Below are 25,201 nucleotides of genomic sequence, written 5' to 3' on the forward strand. Positions count from 1 at the left end.
CTGGTAACGACGTCAAAACCCCAGTCGCCCAAGCTGCTTGGGGTCACGCTGCCAATTTTTGGCAACCTTGACGCGCAGGTCGAGGTAGACCTTGGTGCCCAGCAGCTTCTCGATTTGGCCGCGTGCGGCAGTACCCACTTCCCGCAGCCGGGCACCGCCCTTGCCGATCACGATGCCCTTCTGGCTGTCCCGCTCCACGTACAGCACCGCATGCACGTCGATCAGGTCGTCACGCTCTTCGCGCGGGTTGACTTCGTCGATCACCACCGCCAGCGAATGCGGCAGTTCATCACGCACCCCTTCCAGCGCCGCCTCGCGGATGAACTCGGCCATCAGCACTTCCTCGGGCTCGTCGGTCAACTCACCGTCGGGGTAGAACGCCGGACCGGTCGGCAGTGCGGCGGCCAGCACGTCGATCAGCACATCGACCTGCTCACCGGTGACGGCCGAGACCGGCACGATCTCAGCCCGGTCGACGAGCTCGCCGACCGCGGCCAGCTGCGCAGCCAGCTTGTCCTTGGGGACTGTGTCGATTTTGGTGACGACGACGACGAGTGCGGTGTTGGGTGCAACGGAACGAATCTGTTGCACGATCCACCGGTCCCCCGGGCCGATTGCCTCGTCGGCGGGGATGCAAAGCCCGATGGCATCGACCTGGCTGTAGGTGTCGCGCACCAAATCGTTGAGCCGCTTGCCCAACAGCGTGCGCGGGCGGTGCAGTCCAGGCGTGTCGACCAGGATGATCTGGAAGTTCTCCCGGTGCACGATCCCGCGGATGGTGTGCCGGGTGGTCTGCGGTCGGTTTGACGTGATCGCGACCTTGGAGCCGACCAGCGCATTGGTCAGCGTCGACTTCCCGGTGTTCGGGCGGCCGACGAAACAGACGAAGCCGGAACGGAATTCGCTCATAGTTGTTCGGCCGACGCGGTCACGACGGGTTTCCGGCGCCGTCGGTCAGGATTATCGCCGCTGTCGGCGACAGCTCGCGGACTGCGGCGATCCCGGCATCGTCGGCCGATCCGGCTACCAATACCGCGGCCTCCAATCCGGCCACACCACTGGACACCGCCGCGGCGATCGCCGTCTGCAGCGCACTCAGCCGTAGAGCCGAGAGTTTCACCGGTGCGCCGGCGTAGGTACGCCCGTCCAGATCACGCACCGCCGCGCCGCTGTCGGCTTCCGCGCGCGCCATCGCCGAGCGGGCCAGCACCACCAGCTTGGCGTCCTCGTCGTCGAGTGATTCAGGCATTGGTCTCCTCAACACCATGACCGTCAGAATCGATGCGGCTCAGCAAGACGGTGCCGATCCGCAGCCGTCCGCGATGATCGGCGCCGCCCTCTGCGTAGAGCCGCAGACCATGGGATATCACCTCGGCGCCGGGCAGCGGCACCCGGCCCAGTTCAAGGGCCAGCAGCCCACCAACTGTGTCGACGTCGAGGTCGTCGTCGAATTCCACACCGTAGAGTTCGCCGACGTCTTCGATCGGCAATCGCGCCGAAACCCGGAACCGGTTGTCACCCAATGGCTCTACCGGGGCAGTCTCGGCGTCGTCGTATTCGTCGGCGATTTCGCCGACGATCTCTTCCAGCACATCCTCGATCGTCACCAGGCCAGCGATCGCGCCGTATTCGTCGACCAGCAGCGCCATGTGGTTGCGGTCGCGTTGCATTTCGCGCAGCAGCGCGTCTAATGGCTTGGAGTCCGGCACGAACACCGCGGGCCGCATAACCTGCGCCACGGTGGTGTCGCGGCCTCCGTTGATCGAGTAATAGGTCTGCTGGACAAGGTCTTTGAGATATACCACGCCGAGGATATCGTCGACGTTCTCACCGATCACCGGCATCCGGGAATGCCCGCTGCGCACCGCCAGCGACGTCGCCTGCCCGGCCGATTTGTCACTCTCGATCCAGATCATCTCGGTGCGTGGCACCATGACTTCGCGGGCCGGTGTGTCACCGAGTTCGAAGACCGACTGAATCATCCGGCGCTCGTCGGCGGCGACCACACCGCGCTGCTGGGCCAGGTCGACCACCTCGCGCAGCTCGATCTCGGAGGCGAACGGGCCGTTGCGAAATCCGCGTCCGGGGGTGAGCGCATTACCCAGCAGCACCAGCAGCCGGCTGATGGGCATCAGCAGCCACGAAATCACCTGCAGCGGAAAGGCGGCCACTAACGAAATGGAGTAGGCGTTCTGGCGGCCGAGGGTGCGCGGACCCACACCGATGACGATGAAACTGATCACCACCATGATTGCCACGGCGGCAATCAATCCCCAATCCCGGCTGAGGTTATGGCGCAGGAAGAACACTAGTAGCGCCGTCGCGGTGATCTCACACGCGATTCGTAGCAGCACCACCAAGTTGATGTAGCTGGGCCGATTGCCCATCACCTTGGAGAGCCGCACGGCGCCAGGTCGCCCATCACGCACCAGTTCATCGACGCGGGCAAGTGACACCGTGCTGATCGCGGCGTCAATCGCGGCGAACAACCCGCCCAGGCAGATCAGCGCAATAGCGCCGAACAGCGGAACATATCCGTTCACGGCTCGTCGAAAAACCTTGACTTGTCCAGCAGCCGGCGGTCTCTTTCGAACTGGCGGTCCAGATGATAGGTCTCGACCTGTTCGGCAACCCATTCCTCGAGCAGACCGCGCTGCAGGTCGAACATCTCCTTTTCCTCGTCCGGCTCGCCGTGGTCGTAACCCAGCAGATGCAACACCCCGTGGATGGTCAGCAAGGCCAGCTCGTGACCCAGCGAATGACCCGCAGCAGCAGCCTGTTCAGCGGCGAATTCCGGGCACAGCACAATGTCACCGAGCATGGCCGGCCCCGGCTCCGGGGCGTCCGGGCGGCCGCCGGGCTCCAGCTCGTCCATCGGGAAGCTCATCACGTCGGTCGGGCCGGGCAGGTCCATCCACCGCATGTGCAGGTCGGCCATCGCCGCAGTGTCCAGCAGCACCATCGACAGCTCCGCTGCGGGGTTGACGTCCATCTTCGCAATGACAAACCGTGCCACGCTGATCAATTCGGCCTCTGACACGTCGATGCCGGATTCGTTGGCTACCTCGATAGTCACGACATCACCGACGGCTGCGGCCGCCGGACGCCCGCCGCGCGGCCCGGTTCAGCGTCAGGCCCGGCTCCTCGTGCTTGGCGTAGGCATCCACGATTTCGGAAACCAGCCGATGGCGCACCACGTCGGCACTGGTGAGCTCGGCCATGTGGATGTCGTCGATGCCCTCGAGGATGTCGACTGCTGCCCGCAGCCCGGACCGCGCGCCGCCCGGCAGGTCGATCTGCGTGACGTCGCCGGTGACAACGACTTTGGAGCCGAAGCCCAATCGGGTCAGGAACATCTTCATCTGTTCACCGGTGGTGTTCTGGGCCTCGTCGAGGATGATGAACGCGTCATTGAGGCTGCGACCGCGCATATACGCGAGCGGTGCGACTTCAATGACCCCGGACGCCATCAACTTGGGGATCAGTTCCGGGTCCATCATGTCGTGCAGCGCGTCGTAGAGCGGCCGTAGATACGGGTCGATCTTCTCGCTCAGCGTGCCCGGCAAAAAGCCCAGGCGCTCACCGGCTTCCACCGCCGGCCGGGTCAATATGATGCGGGTGACCTGTTTGGTTTGCAGTGCGCTGACCGCCTTGGCCATCGCCAGGTACGTCTTGCCGGTGCCGGCCGGGCCGATGCCGAAGACGATGGTGTTGGCGTCGATCGCGTCGACGTAACGTTTCTGGTTGAGCGTCTTGGGCCGGATCGTTTTGCCCCGGCGCGACAGGATGTCCAGGGTGAGGACTTCGGCTGGTGACTCGTTGCCGGTGCCGACCAGCATGGCGACACTGTGGCGCACCACTTCCGGCGTCAGCGTTTGACCGCTCCCCACGATCGCGACCAATTCCGAGATCACCCGTTCGGCAAGCGCGACATCGGCAGGCTCACCGGAAAAGGTGACGGCGTTGCCGCGCACATGCAGGTCGGCAGCCAGGATTCGTTCGAGTGCGCGCAGGTTTTCGTCGGCCGAACCCAGCAGGCCCACGACGAGGTCGGGCGGAACGTCGAAGCTGCTGCGAACCTGCGAAGACGGGGAGTCAGCAGCGTTGGTCTCGCGGGGCGTCACGTGGCTTCTGATGCCTGCTTTCTGCGGTTTTGACAGTCGGTCGGTGTCCCAGTCTACCGCCGGGGCCGTCCCTCGTCTTCGGTGTGAGGTTTCGACAGCAGCGTATTGGCCGGCAAGTCCTGGTCGAGCACCTTACGTGCCTGCACGGCCCCGGTGATCGGCAGCTCGGTGTCGTCGAGCAGGCCGATCTGTGCCAGCAGCGACGCCTGATCCCAGTAGATGCGCTCGTAGGCGACCTTGCCGTTCTCGATGCCCATCACGACCACCACCGGCAGCATCACCGGGCGGCCGGTGGGCGCCACGTTCGGCAGGAAGGCCGGCATCGCGATGTCGTGGGTGAACGCCATGATCATCTCGTCGACGACGCGATCGGTGCCGACGGTGCGGCATACGGGGCTGATGGTGGTGTCCTCGGGCCAGTGCCCGATGAAGTAGTTCGTGTAGAACTCGGTGAGCGCCGCACCGCCGACGCCGCCCATCATCGTGGGGACGTGGTTGACGTTCGGCTCGGCGACCATGGTGGCCATCGTGGCGGCCACGTCCTTGGCGACGAACTCGTCGGCCACGTGCTCGTCGAAGATCGCGCTGAGATCATGGGCCTGACGCATGAGGGACGCTCCCTTCAGGTGCCTAAGGTGTGATTATGACCATCGCGCATTCATCGGATAGGGCTTATCGTTGGTGAACTTTCGGTATCTCGAGCTTCTGCGCGCCGGATGGGGTCTGACGTTGCTGCTCGCCCCGCGCGCGGTGCTGGCCCGGGCCCGCGCTGTGCGGATCGATCGCAGGGCCGTTGTCGTCACCCGCATCCTGGGCGCACGCCAAGTCGTGCAGGCGGCGTTGTCGGGAACCAAACCGACTCCGGAGATCCTGGCGGCCGGCGTCTGGGTGGACGGCGTGCACTCGCTGACCGCACTCGCGCTGGCGGTCGCCGACCACCGTCGGGTCCGCGTCGGTGTAGTCGACGCGGTCGTCGCTGCGCTGTGGGCGGCGTTGGGCGCCTATGACCTGCGTCGCGGCAATGTCCCGCCCGACGACCACGCACACGTCCGCAACCGGTTGGCGCGCACGGTCATCGGCGCCCTCCCGGGCGGTCGCCTGGTGATGGACCAAGCGCGAAAGGCCCGGGCGGGCTAGCCACGCTGCCACCGCGGCGTCAGCACGCCCAGCGCACCCAACGCCACCGCGGCCGCCGTCGACGTACGCAAGACGGTCGGGCCCAGCCGGACCGCCACTGCACCGGCGTCGGTCAGCGCAGTGATCTCGTCGGGCGCAATCCCGCCCTCGGGGCCGACGATCAGCATCAGCGAATCCGCTTGCGCCAAAGCCAGTTCCGTCAGTCGCTCGGTCGCTGACTCGTGCAACGCCAGCGCCACTGAACCGCATGTTATCGCGTCACGCACCCGCTCAACCAAGCCCGCGGTGGACAACACGCCGTCGACCGCGGGGATATGAGCGCGGCGGGACTGCCCGGCCGCCGATCGGGCGACCGCACGCCAGCGCCGCAGACCCTTCTCGATCCGGGCGCCATCCCAGCGCGCCACGCAGCGGGCCGCCTGCCAGGCCACGAAAGCATCGGCACCGGCCTCGGTGGCCAGCTCGATCGCCAACTCCGAGCGCTCGGCCTTCGGCAGCGCCTGCACCACCGTCACCGGCGGCTGCCCCGGCGGCACACTCCAGCGGTCCAATACCCGCGCGGAAAGCCCGCCGCGGTCGGCCTGTTCCACCTGACAGCGGGCCAGCGCGCCGTCGCCGTCACCCAGCAGCAACTCCTCGCCGGCACGGATGCGCCGAACGGTCGCGGCGTGAAACCCGTCGTTCCCGCCGAGGACAGTCAGTGCGCCGATCTCCGGCAGCGACTCGACGTAGAACAGGCCGGCCACGGGCCACTCAGCGCCCGGTGAACGTCTCGCGCAATCTGCTGAACAGTCCGCTGGTGGCCGTCCCCTGCGTGGACCGGACTTCGGGCACGTCGCGGGTGCGGCGGGTCTTGAGCTCACGCAGCAGTTCGGCGTCGCGGTGGTCGAGTCGATCCGGCACCACCACGTCGACATGGACGTGCAGATCGCCACGCGCTCCGGAACGCAAATGCGGCATTCCGTGACCGCGCAATGTCGTCACCGACCCGGGCTGGGTGCCCGCCGGAATCGTGATTTCGGTGATCCCATCCAGAATCGCATCGACGGTCACCGAGGTGCCCAACGCCGCATCGACCATCGGCACCGAGATCGTGCAGTGCAGGTCGTCGCCGTCGCGGACGAAAATCTCATGCGCGTGCTCGTGCACCTCGACGTACAGGTCGCCGGCCGGTCCCCCGCCGGGCCCCACTTCGCCCTGAGCAGCCAGCCGAACCCGCATGCCGTCGCCGACACCGGCCGGGATCTTCACGTTGATCTCCCGCCGGGCCCGCACCCGGCCGTCGCCGCCGCACTGGTAGCAGGGGTCGAGGATGACCTCGCCAACACCGCGACAGGTCGGGCAGGGCCGCGATGTCATCACCTGGCCCAGCAGCGAGCGCTGCACGCTTTGCACTTCGCCACGACCACCGCAGGTGTCGCAGGCCACCGGCGCCGAATTCCCGTTGGTGCCGCGCCCCTGACAGCGGTCACACAGCACCGCAGTGTCGACGGTCACCTGCTTGGTGACTCCGGTCGCGCACTCGGCGAGGTCCAGCCGCATCCGCAGCAGCGAATCCGATCCGGGCCGCACCCGTCCCACCGGTCCGCGGGATGCGGCACCGCCACCGAAGAACGCCTCGAAGACGTCCCCAAGACCGCCGAAACCCGGGAAGCCGTTGGCTGACGCCGCATTTTCCAGCGGGTCTCCGCCCATGTCGACGACGCGCCGTTTCTCCGGGTCCGACAGCACCTCGTAGGCGACGCTGATCTCTTTGAATTTCGCCTGGGCGGCCTCGTCCGGATTGATGTCGGGATGCAGCTCGCGCGCCAACTTGCGATAGGCGCGTTTGATCTCCGCATCGCTCGCGTTCGTGCTCACGCCGAGCAGACCGTAATAGTCGCGTGCCACGCCTGACCTCTCCTATGCCGCGTTTACGCGGCTATCCACATATTCGGGTACAGCAATTATCGAGCACCCAGCACTTCGCCGATGTACAAAGCAACCGCAGCGACACTAGCGATAGTTCCCGGATAGTCCATTCGGGTGGGCCCCAGCACACCCATGCCGCCGTAGACGGTGTCCATCGAGCCGTAGGCGGTGGACACCACCGAGGTGCCCACCATCTGCTCGGCCTCGGTCTCGTGGCCGATGCGCACCGTCACCTTGCCGGCTTCCTGCTGAGCCGCCAGCAACCGCAGCACGACGACCTGCTCTTCCAGCGCTTCCAGAACCGACCGCAGCGAACCGCCGAAGTCAGCGGTATTGCGGGTCAGGTTGGCGGTCCCGCCCAGCAGCAGCCGTTCCTCCCGGTGCTCGACCAGCGACTCCAGCAGCACGGTGGCCGACCGGCCCACGGCATCCGACAGGCTGTTGGACTGCCCACCCCGCCCGTCCAGGTGGCCGACGAGTTCGGCGACGGCAATCGATGCCGCCGCAAGCTTCTTGCCTTCCAGCGCCTGGCCGAGCATTTCTCGCAGCTGTGACAGCTGATGATCGTCGATGGTGTCGCCGAGCTCGACGACGCGCTGGTCCACCCGGCCCGAGTCGGTGATGACCACCATCAGCAACCGGGCCGGCGTCAGCGCGATCACTTCCAGATGCCGCACGGTCGACGTCGACAGCGTCGGGTATTGCACGACGGCCACCTGACGGGTCAGCTGCGCCAGCAGACGCACCGCACGGCGCAGCACGTCGTCGAGATCGACACCGGACTCCAGAAAACCCTGGATGGCGCGCCGCTCGGCGACCGAGAGCGGCTTGACGTCGTCCAGCCGGTCGACGAACTCGCGGTAGCCCTTTTCGGTGGGCACCCGCCCGGAGCTGGTGTGCGGCTGGGTGATGTAGCCCTCGGCCTCCAGCACCGCCATGTCGTTACGGACGGTGGCCGACGAGACACCGAGGTTATGACGCTCCACCAGCGACTTCGACCCGATCGGCTCCTGGGTGGCGACGAAGTCGGCGACGATCGCGCGCAGCACCTCGAAGCGACGCTCGTCGGCAGTCCCCATCCCCATCACCTTTCTGACCCGGCCTATTTTACGGTGATCGTCGCGGGACTAGCCTTGTCAACCATGCTCACGTCGGTCGGGGCGCCCAGGTCGGTCGGGGAATGATCTTCAAGGGAGTTCGGGAGGGCAAGCCGTATCCCGACCATGGCCTGTCCTATCGGGATTGGTCTCGGATACCCCCTCGGCAGATCCGGCTCGATGAACTCGTCACGACGACGACGGTGCTGGCGTTGGACCGGCTGCTGTCGGAAGACTCGACGTTCTACGGCGACCTGTTCCCGCACGCGGTGAAGTGGCGGGGGATCCTCTACCTCGAGGACGGGCTGCACCGAGCGGTACGCGCAGCGCTGCGTAATCGCACCGTGTTGCACGCGCGCCTGCTCGACATGGACGTGGTCGGCCAGCACGCGTAGCAACCCGGTCACGTTTTGCCGGCCGCCGGTGTCGAGGTAGGTGAGACAGCTCGATAGGAGGACCGCCATGCCACGAATCGCCGGAGTCTCGGACCGCGACGCCGGACTGGGCGCGAAGATCGCCTTCTTCTTCACCAAGAGGCGTTTCAAGCAGATGACCGGCCTGGAAACCGCCACCATGCTCGAACCGTTGCGGATGTATGCGTATATCCCCAAGTTGCTCAACGCGATTGGCCGATTGGAGCTGGCGGAGTCGAAGCTGGACATCCTCAGTCCCCGCCATCGTGCGCTGGCCGAGCTCAAGTCGGCGACGACGGTGCGCTGCGAATACTGCATCGATCTCGGCTCCCAGATCGCCCGCGGCTGGGGGATCAGCGACGAGGAACTGCTGGCGATGGCCGACTATCGCAACGCCACCTGCTTCTCGGATCTGGACAAGCTGATCCTCGAGTACGCCACCGCCATCAGCCGCACACCGGTCGAGGTGAGCGACGAGCTATTCGACAGGCTGCGACCGCATTTCGACAACGCTCAACTCGTCGCGCTCACCCATGTCATCAACCTGGGCAACTTGCGGGCCAGGTTCAATCTGGCGCTCGGCATCGGATCGTCGGGGTTTTCCGACGGCAGGGTGTGCGCGTTGCCCGAGACCGGCACGTGATGGTCAGTTGGTAGCCGTGGCCGCCTGCACCAGTGCGATCGCCGCGTCGTGCTGCAAGATCCAATTGCCGCCCTCGTTGACGAACGCGAGCTGCTTGGTCACCGGCCCGGCGAACTTCGGACCCGAGATGGCCACGTCGGCGGTGGCCGCATTGGGACCGGCCGGCTGGATATTCGTCACAGCGAACTGCTCCGGAAAGTTGCCGTTGCGGTAGGCCTTCCTCAGATCATGGTCGGCCACGTGACCCTCGTTTGGACTGATGCCACCTTGCACCAGGTTCTGCTTGGTCGTGTATGAGACGCCGGCATCGGTCACCTGGTTGCACAAGTCGGTTATCTGGTCAGCGGTCGGCACGTCTTCCGGCGCAGCGGGCGGCGGGTCCAGCGGAAGCGGAGCTCCGATGGCAGCGAGTTGTACGTGAACGGAAGCGGGAGTGTTTGCCAAGGCGGCCACGCCGCCGGCCGCGGTGCCGATTGCGGCCACCGCCGCCACACCGGTGACAAGGGCTTTCACGGTCATAGCTGGTCCTTTCGTGCCGCGAGGGTGCACAAATGATACGGGCATCACGAGCCGTGTTGCCGTGCAAACACGCACGCTCACGGAAACTGGGTCGCGACGAGATCAGTGCCCCGAGGCGGCCTGCAGCAGCGACATCGCCGAGTCGCGCGACAGCATCCAGCTGCCCTGATTGACGAATGTGACGCTTTGGGTCACCGGCGCGGTGAACTTGGGACCCGAAACTGCGACGTCAGCGGTAGCCGCATCGGCAGCCGCCGGTTGGATGTTGGAGATCTTGAAGGACAACGGCAATTGCCCCTTCTTGGCGGCCTTCTGCAGTGCGTGATCGGCCATGTGAGCCTCTGTCGGACTGATCCCGCCTTCAACCAGCCCCGACTTGTTCCCGAACGGAATGCTGGGGTCGGCAAGGCTGTTCAAGACGCTGGTCAACTGGCCGGCGGTCGGCAGGCTTGCGGTCTGGTCCTGGGGCAGCGGCGCGCTGAAGACGACGGGCTGAACCTGCGCTGCAGCGGGAGTGCTGAACGCAACAGACGTCACGCCGGCCGCGGCGGCTCCGATTGCGGCGACGGCTGCCGCACCAGCGGCGAGGGCTTTCACGGTCATAGCTGTTCCTTCGGTCGGCATAGGCACTGATACTGGTGTGTCGCATTTCCGGCCGATTGCGTTACATCGCCGCCGAAACACGGTCTGACCTGCAATCCCCGCTGGTTTAGACTCGGGGCTTGGCACGGTGAGCCGCCGGAAAGAAGCGAAAGGGCCTGCCATCACTTACCCCGAGCAGACAACGTATGCGTTCCGTCCCGGCGTCACCTGCGTGACCACCCCCGCGGGAGCTGTGCTGCTGAACCCGCCCCGCAGCGAGAAGCTGCCCCGATTGTCTCCGAGTCAGCTGCGGGCACTCAAGACTCTGAACCTGGGTCCGGCAACGGTTTCGGAGATATCAACGCCGGCCGACGGCGGCGACGCCGACACACTGATCGATCAGCTCATCGCCGGTGGCTGGCTGACCATCGCGGTACGCGACGCCGGGAGCCAGTTGTACTCCATACTGCCGTTCGGGCGACCCGCGCCGCGATCCGAACCACGGTCGCCGGGTAATAGCGTGCTCTCGAAATTCGCGGTACTGCATCGCGATTCGGACGGCTTCGTCCTCGAGCACCCGCTCGCATGGTGTGATCTGCGGATCCACGACACACGGCTGCTCGGCCTGCTCGACGAAACTGCCGCAGCCGAACCGGGGTTACCGCCTGGCGTCGTCTCGCAATTCATCCAGGACCTGCACTGGTGCGGCTTCCTGCTTCCGGCGGGTGAGGAGGACCGCCGTTTCGAGTCCCTCAGCTGGAGCACGCCGGATCTGTGGTTCCACCGCCGCAGCACACTCGGCGAACGCACCGTTACCTGGGAGCATTTCGGCCCGACCAAGTGGGCCAAAGACCGCTTTCCGCAACCTGCCGCGCGTAGGCTGGATTATCCCGGTGAACCGATCGCCCTGTTAGCTCCCGACCTGACGGTCAGGCGAGCTCACGACCCGACGCTGACAGCCGTTCTCGAGGACCGTGTTTCGACGCGGACATTCGATGACGCTCGCCCGATCACCGCCGACCAAGTCGCCGAGTTGCTGTATCGCACGGCGCGGACGCGGTGCACTCAGCCGGTCGGCCCGGGTGAGGAACTCCTGTCCCGGCCATACCCATCCGGTGGCGGGATCTACGAACTCGAGTTGTACCCAGTGGTGCGGAACGTCGCCGGACTACCGCCGGGCATGTATCACTATGACTCCTTTGACCATGCGCTGCGCCCAGTGGCCGACCTGGCTTCGAAAGCGGTGTCTGCGCTTGTCAAACCGGCTTCGGCGACGCTGACCGGTGGTGCCGAGCCCCAGGTGCTCATCGTCATGGCGGCGCGGTGCGGTCGCATCATGTGGACCTACGAACAGATCGGCTACGCAGCCATTCTCAAGGATGTCGGCGTGCTGATGCAGACGATCTATCTGGTCGCAACCGCGATGGGCCTTGGTGCGTGCGCCCAGGGCTTCGGTGACACCGCGGCGTTTGTGGCGGCTACCGGGGTCGACGAGCGACAGGAATGCAGCGTCGGCAGCATCGTCATCGGCTCTCCCGGGCCGACCTGATCATGCCGGGTCATTCCTGGGCGAGAACCTGCTCATCGGTCAGCGCAGCGACTTCGAGGTAGGCCCGCGCGATCACCGCGAGGCGGGCTGGTGTACCGCGTTGCGCTTCACGCTGATTCAGCCGCTGCGCCAAGCCGGCGGCGGTGCGCGCGGCAAACAGGTCGGCAACCACTGCGTGATCGATTTCCAGCCAGTCGCGGACCCGCGCGATCACGGTGGTGGCCAGCACCGAATCACCACCCATCGCGAAGAAGTTCTGTTGCACACCAACACTATCCGCGCCCAGTACCTCAGCGACGATCATGGCGAGCGCCGCCTCCACGTCGTTGCTCGGGGCACTGTCTGGGGTGTCCGCGGCCTGCGGCTCGAGCAGTTTGTTCACGGCGCGCCGGTCCAGTTTTCCGTTCGGCGTCAACGGAATCTGTTCCAACACCACGATCCGCTTGGGAACCATGTAACTCGGCAACACATCGGCGACAGCCGTGGCAACAGCGTCAACGTCGAGCGGGTCTCCGGCAACCGCGGCAACCAAAGTGGGTGCGTTGGCTTCGATCACAGCGGCGACGGCGTGGCGCACGCCGGGCACCGCCCGCAGCGCGCTCTCCACCTCGCCGAGTTCGACGCGGTAGCCGCGAATCTGCACCTGATCGTCAGCCCGGCCGAGGAACTCGATGGTGCCGTCCGGCCAGTATCTGGCCATGTCGCCGGTTCGATACCACCGAATACCGTCGTATTCGACGAAACGCTCCGCTGTTCGCTGCGGGTCGTTACGGTAGCCCGCTGCGACGTTCGCGCCGCCCACCCACAGTTCGCCGGGCACCCAATCGGGGCAGTCGCGGCCCGAGGGGGAAACCACCCGGCACCGCACATTGCGTAGTGGCAAGCCGAACGGCACCGTGGCCCAGTGCGCTGGTGGTTCGCCGGTCACTTCGCAGATCGTGTGATGGATCGACGTTTCGGTTGCGCCACCGAGACCGGCGAACCGGCAGCCCGGCACCTGCTTGGCCAGTCGGCGGGCCAGATCAGCGCCGACCCAGTCACCGCCGAGGGTGACCGCCCGCAGCGAGTCGCCCAGCCGGTCACCGCCGAGCTCCAAGATCATGTCCAGCATGCTGGGCACGCAGTTGAGGATCGAGACCCGGTGGTGGCGCAGCAACTCCACCCAGGTGGTGGCTGCGGCCCGTTGCTCGGAATCGACAGCAACCAGCGAGCCACCCGCCGACAACATGCCGAAGATGTCGTAGACCGATGCGTCGAATTCGAGCGCAGACAGCGCCAGTACCCGATCGACACTGCCGACCTCGAACCACTCGTTGACGGCGTCGATCGTGTTCATCGCCCCGCGATGGCGGACATCCACTCCCTTGGGTAAACCCGTCGAGCCGGAGGTGAAAATCACGTAGGCGATTTCGTCGACGTCGGTGAAGACCGGTGCCGACAACGGCGCGGGATAGTTGCGCGCCTCGTCGATGGCCAGGCACGGAATCGACGCGCCCATCTCGGCGCCCGCGCAGGTAAGGGCCGCGGTGACGTCCGCGGTCTGAAGTATCTTGGCGCGCCGCGCCGCTGGCTGATCGAATCCGATCGGCAGATAGGCCGCCCCGGCCGCGAGTATCCCGAGTACCGCCAATACCTGGTCACGGCCTTTGGGAAGCTGAACAGCGACGGTGTCCCCCGGCCCCACACCGCAGGCTTGCAGCGCCCCGGCAACCGCCAGTGAGCGCTGCGCGAGTTCGGCATAGCTCCACGCGCCGGCATCTTCGCCGACCCCCCATACCACGGCGGTCGCATCGGGTGTAGCCGCAGCGCTTTCGAAGAAACCCTGGTGCAGGCACCGACCGCTGACCGGGCCGGCAGTCGCGTTGGCCGCGGCCCGGACTTGCGCCTGGTCGGTGGGCAACCGCAGCACGGCCTCCGCGTCCCAGCCTGCATCACTGTCGGTGAGCCGTTCGATCGCGTCGGTGAATCTGGCGAACATGGTGTCGATCAGGCCCGGCGGAAAAGCCGACTCACGGACGTCCCAGTTGACCAGCAAACCACCACGCAGCTCGGTGATCTGGGCATCGAGTAACACTTGGGGACCCTGCGAGACGATCCACACCGGCTCGCCGAAGGTCTCGATGACGTTGTCGGCGAACAGTTCACCGAGATCGAGGGCACTGGTGAAGACGACGGGCGCCAGCACCGGCTCGTCGCGATGTCTGGCCAGATCTCGCAGCACATCGAGTCCCGAATACGTGGAGTGACTTGCACTTTCGTACATTCGGCGCTGGAGGTCCCGGGCCCGGTTCGCTACCGACATGTTTTCGGAGACATCGACTTCCAGCATGACCGATGAGGTGAAGTCTCCGATCACCCGGTCGATGTCGGGATGGACGGAGTGGCGCTGAAACAGCGGAACGTTCAGTAGGAATCTGCTCTGGGCGGTCCAGCCGCCGACGGCGTCGGCAAAGATGGCTGCCACTGCCATCGCCGGTGTGACCCCGCGCCGGTGGGCCCCGACCATCAGGCGCTGCTTGGCGGCCGGTTCCAGCCAGTGTTCGTGGCGCACAGTGCGATGTGACGCTGTGTCGTCGCCACTTGCCAGCGTCGGAAGTTCCGGTGCGCCGGGCATGGCGGGTAGCCGCTGCTGCCACCATTGCCGGTCACCGTCGCGTGCGGCGCTGTCTGTGGTGTGCTCGGTGCGATACCGGCGGTAGCTGTAGCCGGGCGTCGTCAGCGTTGCGCTCCGGTACAGCTCGGCGAGCTCGGAAACCAGTACGCGGTAGCTCATTGCATCACCGGCCAGCATGTCGACGTCCAGATGCAGCCGGCTGCGGTTCTCGTCGTACAACGTCAATGCGACGTCGAAGACTTGACCGTCTTCGATGGCCAGGCGCTGGTGAGTTTTACCGTCGCGCAACTCCGCCAACGTGGCTGCGGTGGCCTCGGGGGGCTGCCCGCGCAGGTCCACGACGGCGAACACCGGCCGCCCGGGCAGCGGCATGGTTTGTTGGGTCCCGTCGGGCAGGAACCGGGTGCGAAGCATCGGGTGGATCGCGACGAGGTCGGATACCGCCTGTTCCAGGCGTACCGGATCTACTGGCCCCCCGTCGAATTCGACGTAAAGGTGGGCCGCCACGCCGCCGAGCCGCTGGTCATCGGAGCGGCCGATCCAGTACGCGTGCTGCATGGCGGCCAGCGGGAACGGGGCGTTTTCGTCATCTGCGGCGGCAACCGCCTCAACGGAGGCGACCGCGACCGGCTCTGCGGCGCTTTCCGCCTCGTCCACGCCGAGCAGAGCGTGCCAGGATTCCACTGTCGGGCTGGCGGCAAGTTGGGCGAAGGTGATGTCGGCGCCACGTTTGCGCCACCCTCCTGCCAGGGCCATCATCCGGATCGAGTTCAGGCCGAGCTGGATCAGGTCGTCGTCGTCGGCGATGTCTGCGGCCGGGCAATCGAGTTGGGCCGCAACGGTAGCCCTGATGTCGTCCCGGTGGATCCGCTCACCGTCGGGCAAACTCTGCCGCGGCGCCATGCCGGTCCCTTCTTTCCAAGCCAGCCGCGAGGACCGCCACGCCGCGCTGCCAGAATTCTGCCAGCAGGTCGATGTCGGCCATGGCGAACAGCGCATCGCTCCAGCGCAGGTTGGTGATCAGTTGTGAGCCGTTTTCGGTAGTGCCGACCAGGGTGCTGATGTTCAGCGCGAAACGCAGCGGCAGATCGGGTTCGGGGTCGATCGGCAGCGCAGTGATATGCGGTTCGGTGAGTAGCGACCATGGCTGGTCGCTGACACCACCGAGGTCCAGCCGGCCCAGATAGCCGAACTGGATCTGGGGTTCGGCCTGCACCTCGGGGATGCGCGCGATGTAACGGAGCAGACCGTAATCCAGGCCCTCGTTCGGGATCGCCCGCAACTGCGCCGCTACCGACTCGAATAACGCTGCGGCCGCATCGGGATCGTTCTCGGCCTGCTCGACGTCGACCGGCGCCGCACCCGCGCCGATGCGCACCGGGAACGCCGTGGTGAACCAGCCGACCGTGTTGGTGGTGTCGGTGTCCAGCACGGCATCCGCCCGACCATGCCCCTCCAGGGCGACCAGCGCCCCCGCACCGGGATCTTGCTGCCGTGCCCGCCGCCAACTCGCCACGGTCATAGCGGCCACGGCCAACAGGAATTCGCGCATGCCTTCGGCCCTGACCAGTCTGGACAACACCTGCGCGGTGACATCAACCGGGGTGATCACCGGCGTGACGCGCAGGGTGGACCAGGTGTCCCGGACGGGGTCCGGATGCCGCGATCCCAAGGCGGGATCGGCATCGTGGACCTGCGCGGCCCAATAGTCGCGCTGAGCCAACACCTCCGGCGTCACCGCCCGCTCCCACATCAGTTCCGACCAACGGCGATAGGAAGTGAACTCTGGCAGCGTCTTCGGGGTTACCCCCGACTGCGTCATCCGCCATGCTTCAACAAGATCTCCCAGCATGATGTGCCAGGAGACCACGTCTACCGCCAAGTGGTGGGCGCTGATGAGCAGTACCTGCTCCCGGGCGCCGGAAAGCCATACCGCCCGCACCATCGCACCCCCGTGCGGGTCGATTCCGTCATTGGCCATGCGGGCGTAATGCGTGATGGCCGAACCGAATTCCTCTCCGGTCGTGCCCGACAAGTCCGCGGTGGTCAGCACGTCGACCGCATGGACCGAGCCTGGTGCACGGGTGGCCAGGCGTGGCCCGTCGGGGGTCTCGGTCACAAGCGATCGCAGTGTGTCGTGTCCGTCGAGCAACAATTGCAGCATCGACTCGATGGACGATTCGTCGATATCGTCGGGCAGCCGAAGCAAAACTGTGTGGGTGAAGCGGCGGTAGGCACCGTACTCGTACAGCCAGGACACCATCGGCAGCGGCAGCACCTCACCGTATTCGTCACCCTCGACGGGAGCTGCCGAGCTCACCGCCTCGTCGATGGCCGCGGCGAGTTGGCGAATCGTGGGGCAGGCAAACACCATCCGTGGGCTTGCCATAAGGCCGCGCCGCTGAGCCTTGTGTACCAGCGAGATCGCCACAATGCTGTCCAGCCCGAGGGTGAAAAGGTCCTCGTCGACGTGTGGCGTCACACCGTTGAACTGCTCTTCGAATACCTCGCACAGCAGCCGTTCGGTGTCGGTGGACGCCGACGCTGCACCGTGTTCGGCGACACAGGCAAGCGCATCTTCGGCCAGCCGATCCAACGCATGGCCGTCCAGCTTGCCGTTGGCGTTCACCGGCAACTGAGGTACTGCGACGATCCGCGCCGGGACCATGTACAGCGGCAAACGCTGGGTGAGCGTGGCCCGCACACGAACGGGGTTGCCTTCGGCGTCGTCTTGCCACACAACGAATCCCACGAGCTGGGTACTGCCGGAACGACGAAGTACTGACACCGCCGCGTCGTGCACCTCGGGCAGGCTGCGCAGCGCCGCCTCGATCTCGCTGATTTCGACGCGGTAGCCGCGGATCTTGACTTGGGTGTCGCCGCGACCCAGATAGCTGAAGGCGCCATCGGCGAGCCGGCGAACCACGTCCCCGGTGCGGTACATGCGCCGGCCGGGCCGAAACGGGTCCGCCACGAACCGAGCCGCCGTCATCGCCGCCCTGCCGACGTAGCCGCGCGCTAATTGGGCGCCGGACAGGTAGAGCTCACCGACGACGCCGTTGGGGACCATGCGCAAGCCCGAATCCAAGACATAGCCGCAGGTTCCGGCATTGGCGGTGCCGATTGCCGGTGTTCTATGTTCACCTACCGCTGCCACCACCGCTTCAACCGTGGTTTCGGTGGGGCCATAGCAGTTGTAGACCGCGGCCGGCGACAGCGCACGCAGCTGGTCCCATAACGCGGTATCGATCGCTTCGCCGCCCAATGCCAGGACTGAAAGGTTGCAGTCCAACAGCCCGGCGGCGCGAAGTTGGACAAGCATCGATGGCGTCGTATCGATCATGTCGATTCGGTGCGCGGCTATTCCGCGCACCAGCAGGTCGGCGTCGCGTATCTCCTCGGCGTCGAACAGGTGCAGCGCGTGACCGTCGAGCAGGCCGACCATCGGCTGCCACGATGCGTCGAAGCTGAACGACCAGGCGTGCGCGATCCGCAGTGGTCGGTTCAGCCGGACCTGTGCCGGCCGGTAGACACGGTCGCGGTGGTCGGTGAAGTAGCTGAGGAGCGCGGCGTTGGTGCCGACAACTCCTTTGGGCTCCCCGGTGGATCCGGACGTGAAGATGACGTACGCGGCGTGCCCGGGGTGACGACGTATCGACGGTGCGACGGCCGGGAGCAGCGAAATGCGCTCGGCCGCTGCGGTCTCGTCGAGAAGCAACGCGGGCAATCCGGCTTCCAGCAGCTCGGCGTAGCCCAGTTGGGTGATCGTCAATATCGGGTCGGCTTGGCGCAGCATCGACGCGATGCGCACTGCAGGCAACGTGATGTCTACCGGCAGATAAGCGCCGCCGGCGGCCAGCACCGCCAGAATCGCGATGATGGATCGGGGTGAGCGCGGCAGCACAAGTGCGACAACTGTTTCCGGTCCAACACCGTTGGCAACCAACTCCCCCGCCAACCGGCTCGCTTCGGCATGAAGTTCGGCATAGCTGTAACGCTCACCGCTTCCGGCGGTCAAGGCCGGCGCGTCCGGAGTCGCGGACACCTGCCGTTGGAAAACCTCCCAGACCGTTTCGACCGGAGTGGGTATCGACAATGCGGCGAGGTCGGCGCATTCGATGCGCTCGGCCGGGGAGAGAACGTCCAGTGCGTCCGGGTTACCGTCGCCGACATCGGGAAGTTGGCGCAACACGACGAGTACTCGCTCGGCGATCTCGGCGGCCGGAAGATGCGGAAGCGCAGCGCGAATCGCCTCGACAACCACCACCAGGGCGTCGTCGTGCAGATGCGACACCACGGTCAACGGATAGTGGGTCAGGCTTTCCATCTCCACCGGGGTAAAGCGGGTGCCGTCGGCTTCGGTGACCGTTGTGATGGCGTCCTCGATGGGCGCATTCTCGAAGAGAAACAGGCTGTCGAACAGGGGGCCCTGGCCGTACTGGCGCTGCAGTTCCGAGAGGCTGAAATACCCGATGTCACGCATTGCCGACAGTTCGCGCTGCAACCGGATGCATTGCTCGACTACGGATGTCGTGTTGCGCAACTGATGTACCACCGGTACGGCGTTGATGAAAAGTCCGACCATGGTGTCCACCCCGGGCAAGTTCTCGGGACGTCCGGAGACGATGGTGCCGAACACGACGTCGCGGCGGTCGGTGATTCTGCCGAGAACGACGGCCCAGGCGAACAGGACCGCGGTACCCAACGTGATGCCGGAACTGCTGCTCCAGTGGCGCAGGCGTGCGGTATCGGCTGCGGACAGTAGCAGGGTTGCCTTCTCCGGCACCGCATCACCCGCGACGACGGTGCCGTCGGCCACCATGAGTGGCCCAGAGGCCCCCGCGAGATACTCACACCAGGTGTTGAACGCGGCCGCCTTGTCCTGCTCGGCCAGCCAGACGATGTAGTCGCGATACGGGCGCGGCGCCGGTAGCGCCTCCAGCAATCCGCCGGCCCGATACACGGCGAGCATCTCGGTGAAGAACACCGCCAGCGCCCAGCCGTCCACCAGGATGTGGTGGGCGGTGAAGATCATCCGCCGTCGTGACTCCCCCGGCACCGTGAGCAAGACGACCCGCAGCGCCGGACCGCGGCTCAGGTCGAACCGGCGTCGCCGCTCGGATCGCGCAATCGACTCGAATTCGGTTGGCAGCGCAACGCGTTCCGACCACGGCAATTCCGCCTCGACCGGCACGATCTGCACCGGCTTGGGCACGCCCCGATCCCAGAATGCGGCCCGCAGGTTCGGGTGCCGAACCAGCATGGCGGCGGCGCTGCGGCGCAGCAATACGACGTCAACCGGGCCGTCGATGTCCACCACGAACTGCATGCTGTACAGGTCGACGCCGTCCTCGGCCAGCCGGTACAAGGCGAACAAGCCCTCTTGCAGCGGGCTGAGGGCCAGCACGTCCTCGATCTGCGGCGGCGTGGTCGTCACGATTGCTCTTGCCACGCGGCCGTCAACTCGGCCAACGCATCGGCACTCAACCCGGACGTGCTCATCGGCGTGTACTCCCGCTCCTGCACTGGTTCGCCGTGGGCCGCGGGCTGATCGGCGAGCGTGGCGGCATCGACCGCGGCGGCCAACTCTCCGATGGTCATGTGCTCGAACACCATTGCCGGTGTCAGAGCCAGTCCCTGTGCCGTCGCCTGGGCCGACCACTTGATGGAAATGATGCTGTCACCCCCGAGCGCAAAGAAGTTGTCGTCGCGGTCGACGCCGGTGATGTCGAGCAACTCCTCCAATAGCGTGATCAACAGCCGCTCGGTTTCCTCCGAGCCGCCGATGGCCGGTTGGGATGGACCGCCGGCGGCGGCGATCGGTGGCGCGAGGACCTTCTCCAGAGCGGCCGCCGGAAGCAATTCCACGGTCGATACCGGGCAATCCGGCGTCGTCGCGAAGGCTTCAAGCGCGGCTTTGAGCGCATCGGCGATGAGCCGAACGGTTTGCGGCTGGTAAAGATCGGCGTTGGCGACCACCCGCACATCGAGTTCCCCGTACGTCGTCACGGTCATGCCGATGTCGAGATCCAGCAGCGAGACGTCGAAATCCATCGGAAGCGCTACCACGGTGGTGTGCTCGGTGTCGGTCAGGTGGCGTGGAGTCAATGCCCAATCCTCGCCGCGGAAATGAACCGCGTTCTGGTACAGCGGGTTCCGGAACCGGGTGCGCACCGGCTTCACCGCCTCAACCAGGCGTTCGATGGGGACTTCCTGATGCGCGAACGCATCGAGCACCGTGTCGCGGCTGCGGGCGACCATCGCGCGAAGACTCGGATTGTCGGACAGGTCGTTGCGTAGCACCACCATATTGGCGAAGAGACCGACCAGGTTGCTGGTGGCCGCTTCGACTCGCGACGCGACCGGGCTGCCCAGCGCGATGTCTGTGCCGCCGCCGAGCTTGTGCACCAGCACCGCAATCGCGGCCTGATATACCATGAACTCGGTGGCTCCGTTCTGCTCGGCAAGCCTGGTAAGAGCCGAACGCTGCGCCTCCGACAGCGTGAAAGTCACGACCTCCCCCGGCTTTCCAAGGATCGGCTGACGTTCCCGGTCGGGCGCTATCGCCATCTCGTCGGGCAAGCCGGCCAGGGCGTCACGCCAATAGTCGACCTCGGTCTGTCCCCACTCGCTCGGTGCATCGAATGCCTGCCGTTGCCACAGGGCGTAGTCCACGAACTGGATGGGCAACGGCGTCCATTGCGGCGGTTGGCCGCTCAGCCGAGCGCGATAAGCCGTGACGAGGTCGTCGTAGATGACGCCCAGTGATGTGTGGTCGCTGACAATGTGGTGAATGATCACGAACAGCACGTGGGTATCCGAGTCGATCCGCACCAAGGTAGCCCGCAGCAGCGGCCCGGTCTCCGGTGACAGAACGTCGCGGCGCAGCTCGGCGATCACGTCGTCGAGCTGCTCCGCTCCGACGTTGCGGATCGGCAATTCCAGCTGCACGGTGGGATGCACGAACTGGAAGGGAATCCCGTCGTGTTCGGCGAAATTCGTGCGCAGCGCATCGTGGCGGGCCACCACGTCATTGAGCGCCGCCGCCATTGCGGCGGTGTCGAGTGGACCGCTGAAGCGCAGCGCGAACGGCATGTTGAAAGCGTCACGCGCGCCGTCCATCCGATATTGGAACCATGCGGCGAGCTGGGAATAGGACAACGGAATCCGCTGCGGGCGCGCCGATGCGACAAGCTCCGGGCGTCCCGAACGCGATGCCGGCGCCGCATCGTCGAGCGTGTCGTCGAAATCCGTCGCGTCGAGGTTGATGTCGAACTCCGCACGAAACTGCTCCACCAGCCGAGCCGCCAGCCCGGCCGGCGTCGGGGTGTCGAAGACGGCGCGGACGACGAGTTCCACGCCGAATTCCGCGCGGATCTGGGCGACCAGCCGGGCCGCCAGGAGTGAGTGGCCACCCAATTCGAAGAACGAGTCTTCGGCGCTCACTCGCTCGCAGCCGAACAATCCCGCGAAGATCGCGCAGATGCGGCGCTCGGTGGGCGTGACCGGCGCACGGTAGGCGCGCGCCGCAGTCGGCGTCGGGGGCGGTAGCGCACGCTTGTCCAGCTTTCCGCTCACGGTTACCGGGATTTCCGGGATTAGCGCAAACGCGTTGGGCAGCATGTAGTCCGGCAGCAGCTTTGCGGCGTGTGCACGCAGCTCGTCGAGGTTGAGCTGGACTCGTGGCACCACGTATGCGGCCAGCACCGGCCCCTGTTCGGTGTCGGTGACGAGGACGAGGCACTGTTGCACCGCCGGGTGCGACGCGATGGCGGACTCGACCTCGCCGGGTTCGATACGAAAGCCGCGCACCTTGACCTGTTCGTCGGCCCGGCTGACGAACTCCAGCTCTCCGGCGATGTTGCGGCGGACCAGGTCGCCGGTTCGATACAGCCGCATCCCTGGGTTGAAGGGGTCGGCGACGAACCGTTGGGCCGTTAAGCCCGCTCGCCCAAGGTAGCCGCGGGCGAGTTGGGCGCCACCGAGGTAAAGTTCGCCGACCACCTCGGCGGGCACCGGTTGCAACTCGTGGTCGAGTACGTAGGTGTAGACATTGCGGTTCGGCACGCCGATCGGTACCACGCCGGTTCCGTACGACCGGTCTACCAGTTTGTGCGTAGAGCAGACCACCGCCTCAGTCGGGCCGTAGTGGTTACGCAGTTCGGCGTCGAAGTAGGTGGCAAACTTATCGGCCACCTGCCCCGGCAGTGCTTCACCCCCGACTGGGACGTGACGCAACTGGCGCCATTGTGTGGCCTGCGGCAGCAGCAGGAGCGTGCTGAGCAGGGAGGGCACCATGTGCACGACCGTAATGCGGTGGCGGGCAATCAGATCGGCGATGTAATCGATGTCTCCGAAGGCGTCGGGCCGGGGCACGATCAGCCGGGCGCCAACCGACAACGTCATGAAAATCTCCGGCAGTGACGCGTCGAAGCTCACCGACGACGACTGCAACAGCCGGTCGTCGCCGGTCATGCTCCACTCGGCGATGAAGCCGGCGATGTGGTCGGCGATCGCGCGATGTGAGACAGCGACGCCTTTGGGCTGCCCGGTGGAGCCGGAAGTGTAGATGACATAAGCCAACTGGTCGGGGTGCAGCGGGCAAACCCGCTCTGCGTCAGTAATCGTGGCGTCCGACAGTTGCGCAGCGGCCGCCTCGGCAGCGAGAAGCTGTTGCTGCCCGAGAACCATGCGGGGACAGCTGTCGGTGGTGAGGTACTCGATGCGGTCACCCGGGTAGGCCGGATCAATAGGCAGATACGCCGCACCGGCTTTGTGGACGGCAAGCGCCGCGACGATGAACTCGATCGATGCGCCCATCCGCAAACCGATGATGTCTTCTTCGCCGACTCCCTTATCAATTAGCCAGCGCGCCAAGCGATTCGCGCGCCGGTGCAATGCGGCATAGCTCAGCTCGGCGTCGTCGGAAGCCAATGCGACGGCGTCGGGCGCCGCAGCGGCAGCCGATTCGAGCATGGCGACGATCGTGGTGGCCGTTGTGGCGACAAGCTCGCCGTGCGATTGCGCCAGCACGGCAGCCCGCTCGCCCGGGCCGAGCATGTCCAGACTGGTGACGCGATGCGCCGGCTCGTTCAGCGCGGTGTCCAGCAGCTGTAGGTAATGGGTCAGCATCTGATCGACTAATGCGTCGGACAGCACATCGGCCTGATACTCGATCTCGCTCAACACGCCCTCGGGCTCGACCACGATTGTCATGGCGAGCGGGACCGGCGCGGTCACCGCACCGAGTTCGAGTTGTCGCACAACGACGTTGTCCAGCGCGAAGCCGCCCGCACTTTTGCGCATGCTGAAGCCGAGTCGGACCAGATGGTCCATCCCGTCGCGTCCCGCCGTCCGTTCCGGATTTGTCTCGCTGACCACGCGGTCGATACCGACGGACTGGTGCGCGAAGCCGCCGAGACAGGTCTCGCGGACCGTGTCGACGAATGAGCCGAACGAATCACCGTGCGGCCCTGGAGCGATCCGCAATAGCAGCGTGTTCCCAAAATACCCGATGGCACGCCGGGCGGCTGCGCGGCGGTCGGTGACCGGGACGGCGATCAGAAACTCGGGGGCGCCGCTGTAACGCCGAGTGAGCACACCGAACGCCGCGAGCAACACCGTGAACGGCGATGTCGAGTGTTGGCGAGCAAATGTTTCGACCCGCTCGAACAGCTCGGCCGGCACCGCCCGGGTTCGACGTTCGGCGCGACGCGACGGGTCGGCGGCAGCAGGCCCGGGAAGCTCGACCGGTTCCGGCAACGGCTGCAGCGAGTTTCGCCAATACTCGATGTCATCCTCGCCCGGTTCGGCTGAGTCCTCGAGCACCTCGACGGCGACGTATTGTGGCGGTGCGCTGCCGAGTTGGTGATCGTGATACGCAGCGCTCAATTCGTTGAAGAAAAGATCCCAACAGTCGTCGTCCCAACAAATGTGGTGCACGACGAGAAGCAGCACCGCCTCGTCCGGGCCGGTGCGTAGCAGAGTGACCCGCAGCGGGAGTTCGTTCGCGAGATCAAACGGCCTGCCGAACTCGGCTCGGGTCAGCGCCTCGATGCGCTGCTGCCGATCCGTTTCTGCAACGTCGGCAAAATCATGCATGTCCCATGGGATCTCGACATCATCACGGAACTCCTGATACGGCTCACCGTCGCCGTCAACCCCATAGGTGGTTCGCAAAATAGCGTGGCGCGCAACGACTTCGCGCAACGCAGCTTGTAAGCGCGGCTCGTCGAGCGCGCCGGTCAATTGGTAGGCGACACAGATGTTCAGCGTGGAATCACCCGCATCCATGGTCTGCAGAAACCACATCCGGCGCTGGCCGGTCGACAGCCGGTAACGTTCCCCGGCGCGCAGGCTTCGAAGCTCGCCCGTTTCGCGCGCCGCAACGCCGCTTTGGGCGATCCGGGTCCGCAACAGTTCCCGGCGGCGGTCCTGAACGGTTTTGGCAGTGTCTGTCACGCCTCGTCTCACTTCTGACATTCAGTCGGCTGGGGCAGTTTCCGTCGTGACGCTAGGTCGAGCGTCGCTCGGCGGCGGGCGGCCCGACCAGCCAGGCCCAGGGCCGGCGGGCCGACCCGGGAAAGCAGGCATCGCCGCAACACTGGCTTAG

At 65.8% G+C, this 25,201-nt stretch carries 18 protein-coding genes; 4 read left to right on the forward strand and 14 right to left on the reverse strand.

Features of this window, described 5'->3' with window-relative positions:
• Positions 1–12: 12 nt before the first annotated feature.
• Genes era through AC5Y49_RS03135 form a run of 6 tightly spaced genes read right to left on the reverse strand, consistent with a single transcriptional unit; the run spans position 13 to position 4,732 of the window.
• Positions 13–909 (reverse strand): GTPase Era, encoded by an 897-nt coding sequence (gene era, locus AC5Y49_RS03110; protein ID WP_499884310.1) that lies wholly within the window; start codon positions 907–909, stop codon positions 13–15.
• Positions 910–928: 19 nt separating this feature from the next.
• Positions 929–1,264: a cytidine deaminase-like protein gene (locus AC5Y49_RS03115; RefSeq protein WP_499884636.1), complete on the reverse strand. Its 336-nt coding sequence runs from the start codon at positions 1,262–1,264 to the stop codon at positions 929–931.
• A complete protein-coding gene (locus tag AC5Y49_RS03120; RefSeq protein ID WP_499884311.1) occupies positions 1,242–2,543 on the reverse strand; it encodes a hemolysin family protein in 1,302 nt (433 codons plus the stop codon). The genes AC5Y49_RS03115 and AC5Y49_RS03120 overlap by 23 nt, the downstream gene beginning before the upstream one ends.
• Positions 2,540–3,076 (reverse strand): rRNA maturation RNase YbeY, encoded by a 537-nt coding sequence (gene ybeY, locus AC5Y49_RS03125; RefSeq protein ID WP_499884312.1) that lies wholly within the window; start codon positions 3,074–3,076, stop codon positions 2,540–2,542. The genes AC5Y49_RS03120 and ybeY overlap by 4 nt, the downstream gene beginning before the upstream one ends.
• Before the next feature lie 4 nt (positions 3,077–3,080).
• On the reverse strand, positions 3,081–4,124 hold the full coding sequence (locus AC5Y49_RS03130) for a PhoH family protein (protein WP_499884313.1): 1,044 nt from the start codon (positions 4,122–4,124) through the stop codon (positions 3,081–3,083).
• Positions 4,125–4,177: 53 nt separating this feature from the next.
• Complete coding sequence (locus AC5Y49_RS03135) at positions 4,178–4,732, reverse strand: ester cyclase (RefSeq protein ID WP_499884314.1); 555 nt, start codon at positions 4,730–4,732, stop codon at positions 4,178–4,180.
• Between the two features lie 73 nt (positions 4,733–4,805).
• Here AC5Y49_RS03135 and AC5Y49_RS03140 point away from each other — a divergent pair, with 73 nt between their 5' ends.
• The gene (locus AC5Y49_RS03140; protein ID WP_499884315.1) at positions 4,806–5,261 is read left to right on the forward strand and encodes a hypothetical protein; all 456 of its coding nucleotides are present in this window, start codon (positions 4,806–4,808) and stop codon (positions 5,259–5,261) included.
• On the opposite strand, the gene AC5Y49_RS03145 is transcribed toward AC5Y49_RS03140, so the two are convergent.
• Genes AC5Y49_RS03145 through hrcA form a run of 3 tightly spaced genes read right to left on the reverse strand, consistent with a single transcriptional unit; the run spans position 5,258 to position 8,251 of the window.
• On the reverse strand, positions 5,258–6,007 hold the full coding sequence (locus AC5Y49_RS03145) for a 16S rRNA (uracil(1498)-N(3))-methyltransferase (protein WP_499884316.1): 750 nt from the start codon (positions 6,005–6,007) through the stop codon (positions 5,258–5,260). The two genes, AC5Y49_RS03140 and AC5Y49_RS03145, sit on opposite strands and share 4 nt — an antisense overlap.
• Positions 6,008–6,014: 7 nt before the next feature.
• Positions 6,015–7,151: a molecular chaperone DnaJ gene (gene dnaJ, locus AC5Y49_RS03150; RefSeq protein ID WP_499884317.1), complete on the reverse strand. Its 1,137-nt coding sequence runs from the start codon at positions 7,149–7,151 to the stop codon at positions 6,015–6,017.
• A 56-nt stretch (positions 7,152–7,207) separates the two neighbouring features.
• Positions 7,208–8,251, reverse strand: a complete 1,044-nt coding sequence (hrcA, locus tag AC5Y49_RS03155; protein ID WP_499884318.1) for a heat-inducible transcriptional repressor HrcA — start codon at positions 8,249–8,251, stop codon at positions 7,208–7,210.
• Between the two features lie 101 nt (positions 8,252–8,352).
• Here hrcA and AC5Y49_RS03160 point away from each other — a divergent pair, with 101 nt between their 5' ends.
• Together AC5Y49_RS03160 and AC5Y49_RS03165 are read left to right on the forward strand one after the other, a co-directional pair.
• A complete protein-coding gene (locus AC5Y49_RS03160) occupies positions 8,353–8,664 on the forward strand; it encodes a type II toxin-antitoxin system VapB family antitoxin (RefSeq protein WP_499884319.1) in 312 nt (103 codons plus the stop codon).
• A gap of 67 nt (positions 8,665–8,731) precedes the next feature.
• Positions 8,732–9,325, forward strand: a complete 594-nt coding sequence (locus tag AC5Y49_RS03165) for a carboxymuconolactone decarboxylase family protein (protein ID WP_065016196.1) — start codon at positions 8,732–8,734, stop codon at positions 9,323–9,325.
• Between the two features lie 3 nt (positions 9,326–9,328).
• Here the strand turns inward: AC5Y49_RS03165 and AC5Y49_RS03170 are convergent, their stop codons facing one another.
• Together AC5Y49_RS03170 and AC5Y49_RS03175 are read right to left on the reverse strand one after the other, a co-directional pair.
• The gene (locus AC5Y49_RS03170; protein ID WP_499884320.1) at positions 9,329–9,844 is read right to left on the reverse strand and encodes an MTB12 family secreted protein; all 516 of its coding nucleotides are present in this window, start codon (positions 9,842–9,844) and stop codon (positions 9,329–9,331) included.
• A 102-nt stretch (positions 9,845–9,946) separates the two neighbouring features.
• Positions 9,947–10,447 (reverse strand): MTB12 family secreted protein, encoded by a 501-nt coding sequence (locus tag AC5Y49_RS03175; RefSeq protein WP_499884321.1) that lies wholly within the window; start codon positions 10,445–10,447, stop codon positions 9,947–9,949.
• Positions 10,448–10,574: 127 nt separating this feature from the next.
• On the opposite strand from AC5Y49_RS03175, the gene AC5Y49_RS03180 reads away from it, so the two are divergent.
• Entirely contained in the window at positions 10,575–11,975 is a 1,401-nt protein-coding gene (locus tag AC5Y49_RS03180; protein ID WP_499884322.1) for a SagB family peptide dehydrogenase, read from the forward strand.
• Between the two features lie 10 nt (positions 11,976–11,985).
• Here the strand turns inward: AC5Y49_RS03180 and AC5Y49_RS03185 are convergent, their stop codons facing one another.
• The 3 genes from AC5Y49_RS03185 to AC5Y49_RS03195 are packed head-to-tail and all read right to left on the reverse strand — an operon-like array spanning position 11,986 to position 25,050.
• Complete coding sequence (locus tag AC5Y49_RS03185; protein ID WP_499884323.1) at positions 11,986–15,492, reverse strand: non-ribosomal peptide synthetase; 3,507 nt, start codon at positions 15,490–15,492, stop codon at positions 11,986–11,988.
• The gene (locus AC5Y49_RS03190; RefSeq protein ID WP_499884324.1) at positions 15,461–20,026 is read right to left on the reverse strand and encodes an amino acid adenylation domain-containing protein; all 4,566 of its coding nucleotides are present in this window, start codon (positions 20,024–20,026) and stop codon (positions 15,461–15,463) included. The genes AC5Y49_RS03185 and AC5Y49_RS03190 overlap by 32 nt, the downstream gene beginning before the upstream one ends.
• A complete protein-coding gene (locus tag AC5Y49_RS03195; protein ID WP_499884325.1) occupies positions 20,023–25,050 on the reverse strand; it encodes an amino acid adenylation domain-containing protein in 5,028 nt (1,675 codons plus the stop codon). The genes AC5Y49_RS03190 and AC5Y49_RS03195 overlap by 4 nt, the downstream gene beginning before the upstream one ends.
• Between the last annotated feature and the right edge of the window lie 151 nt (positions 25,051–25,201).

This window comes from Mycobacterium sp. NGS62 (assembly GCF_059812285.1).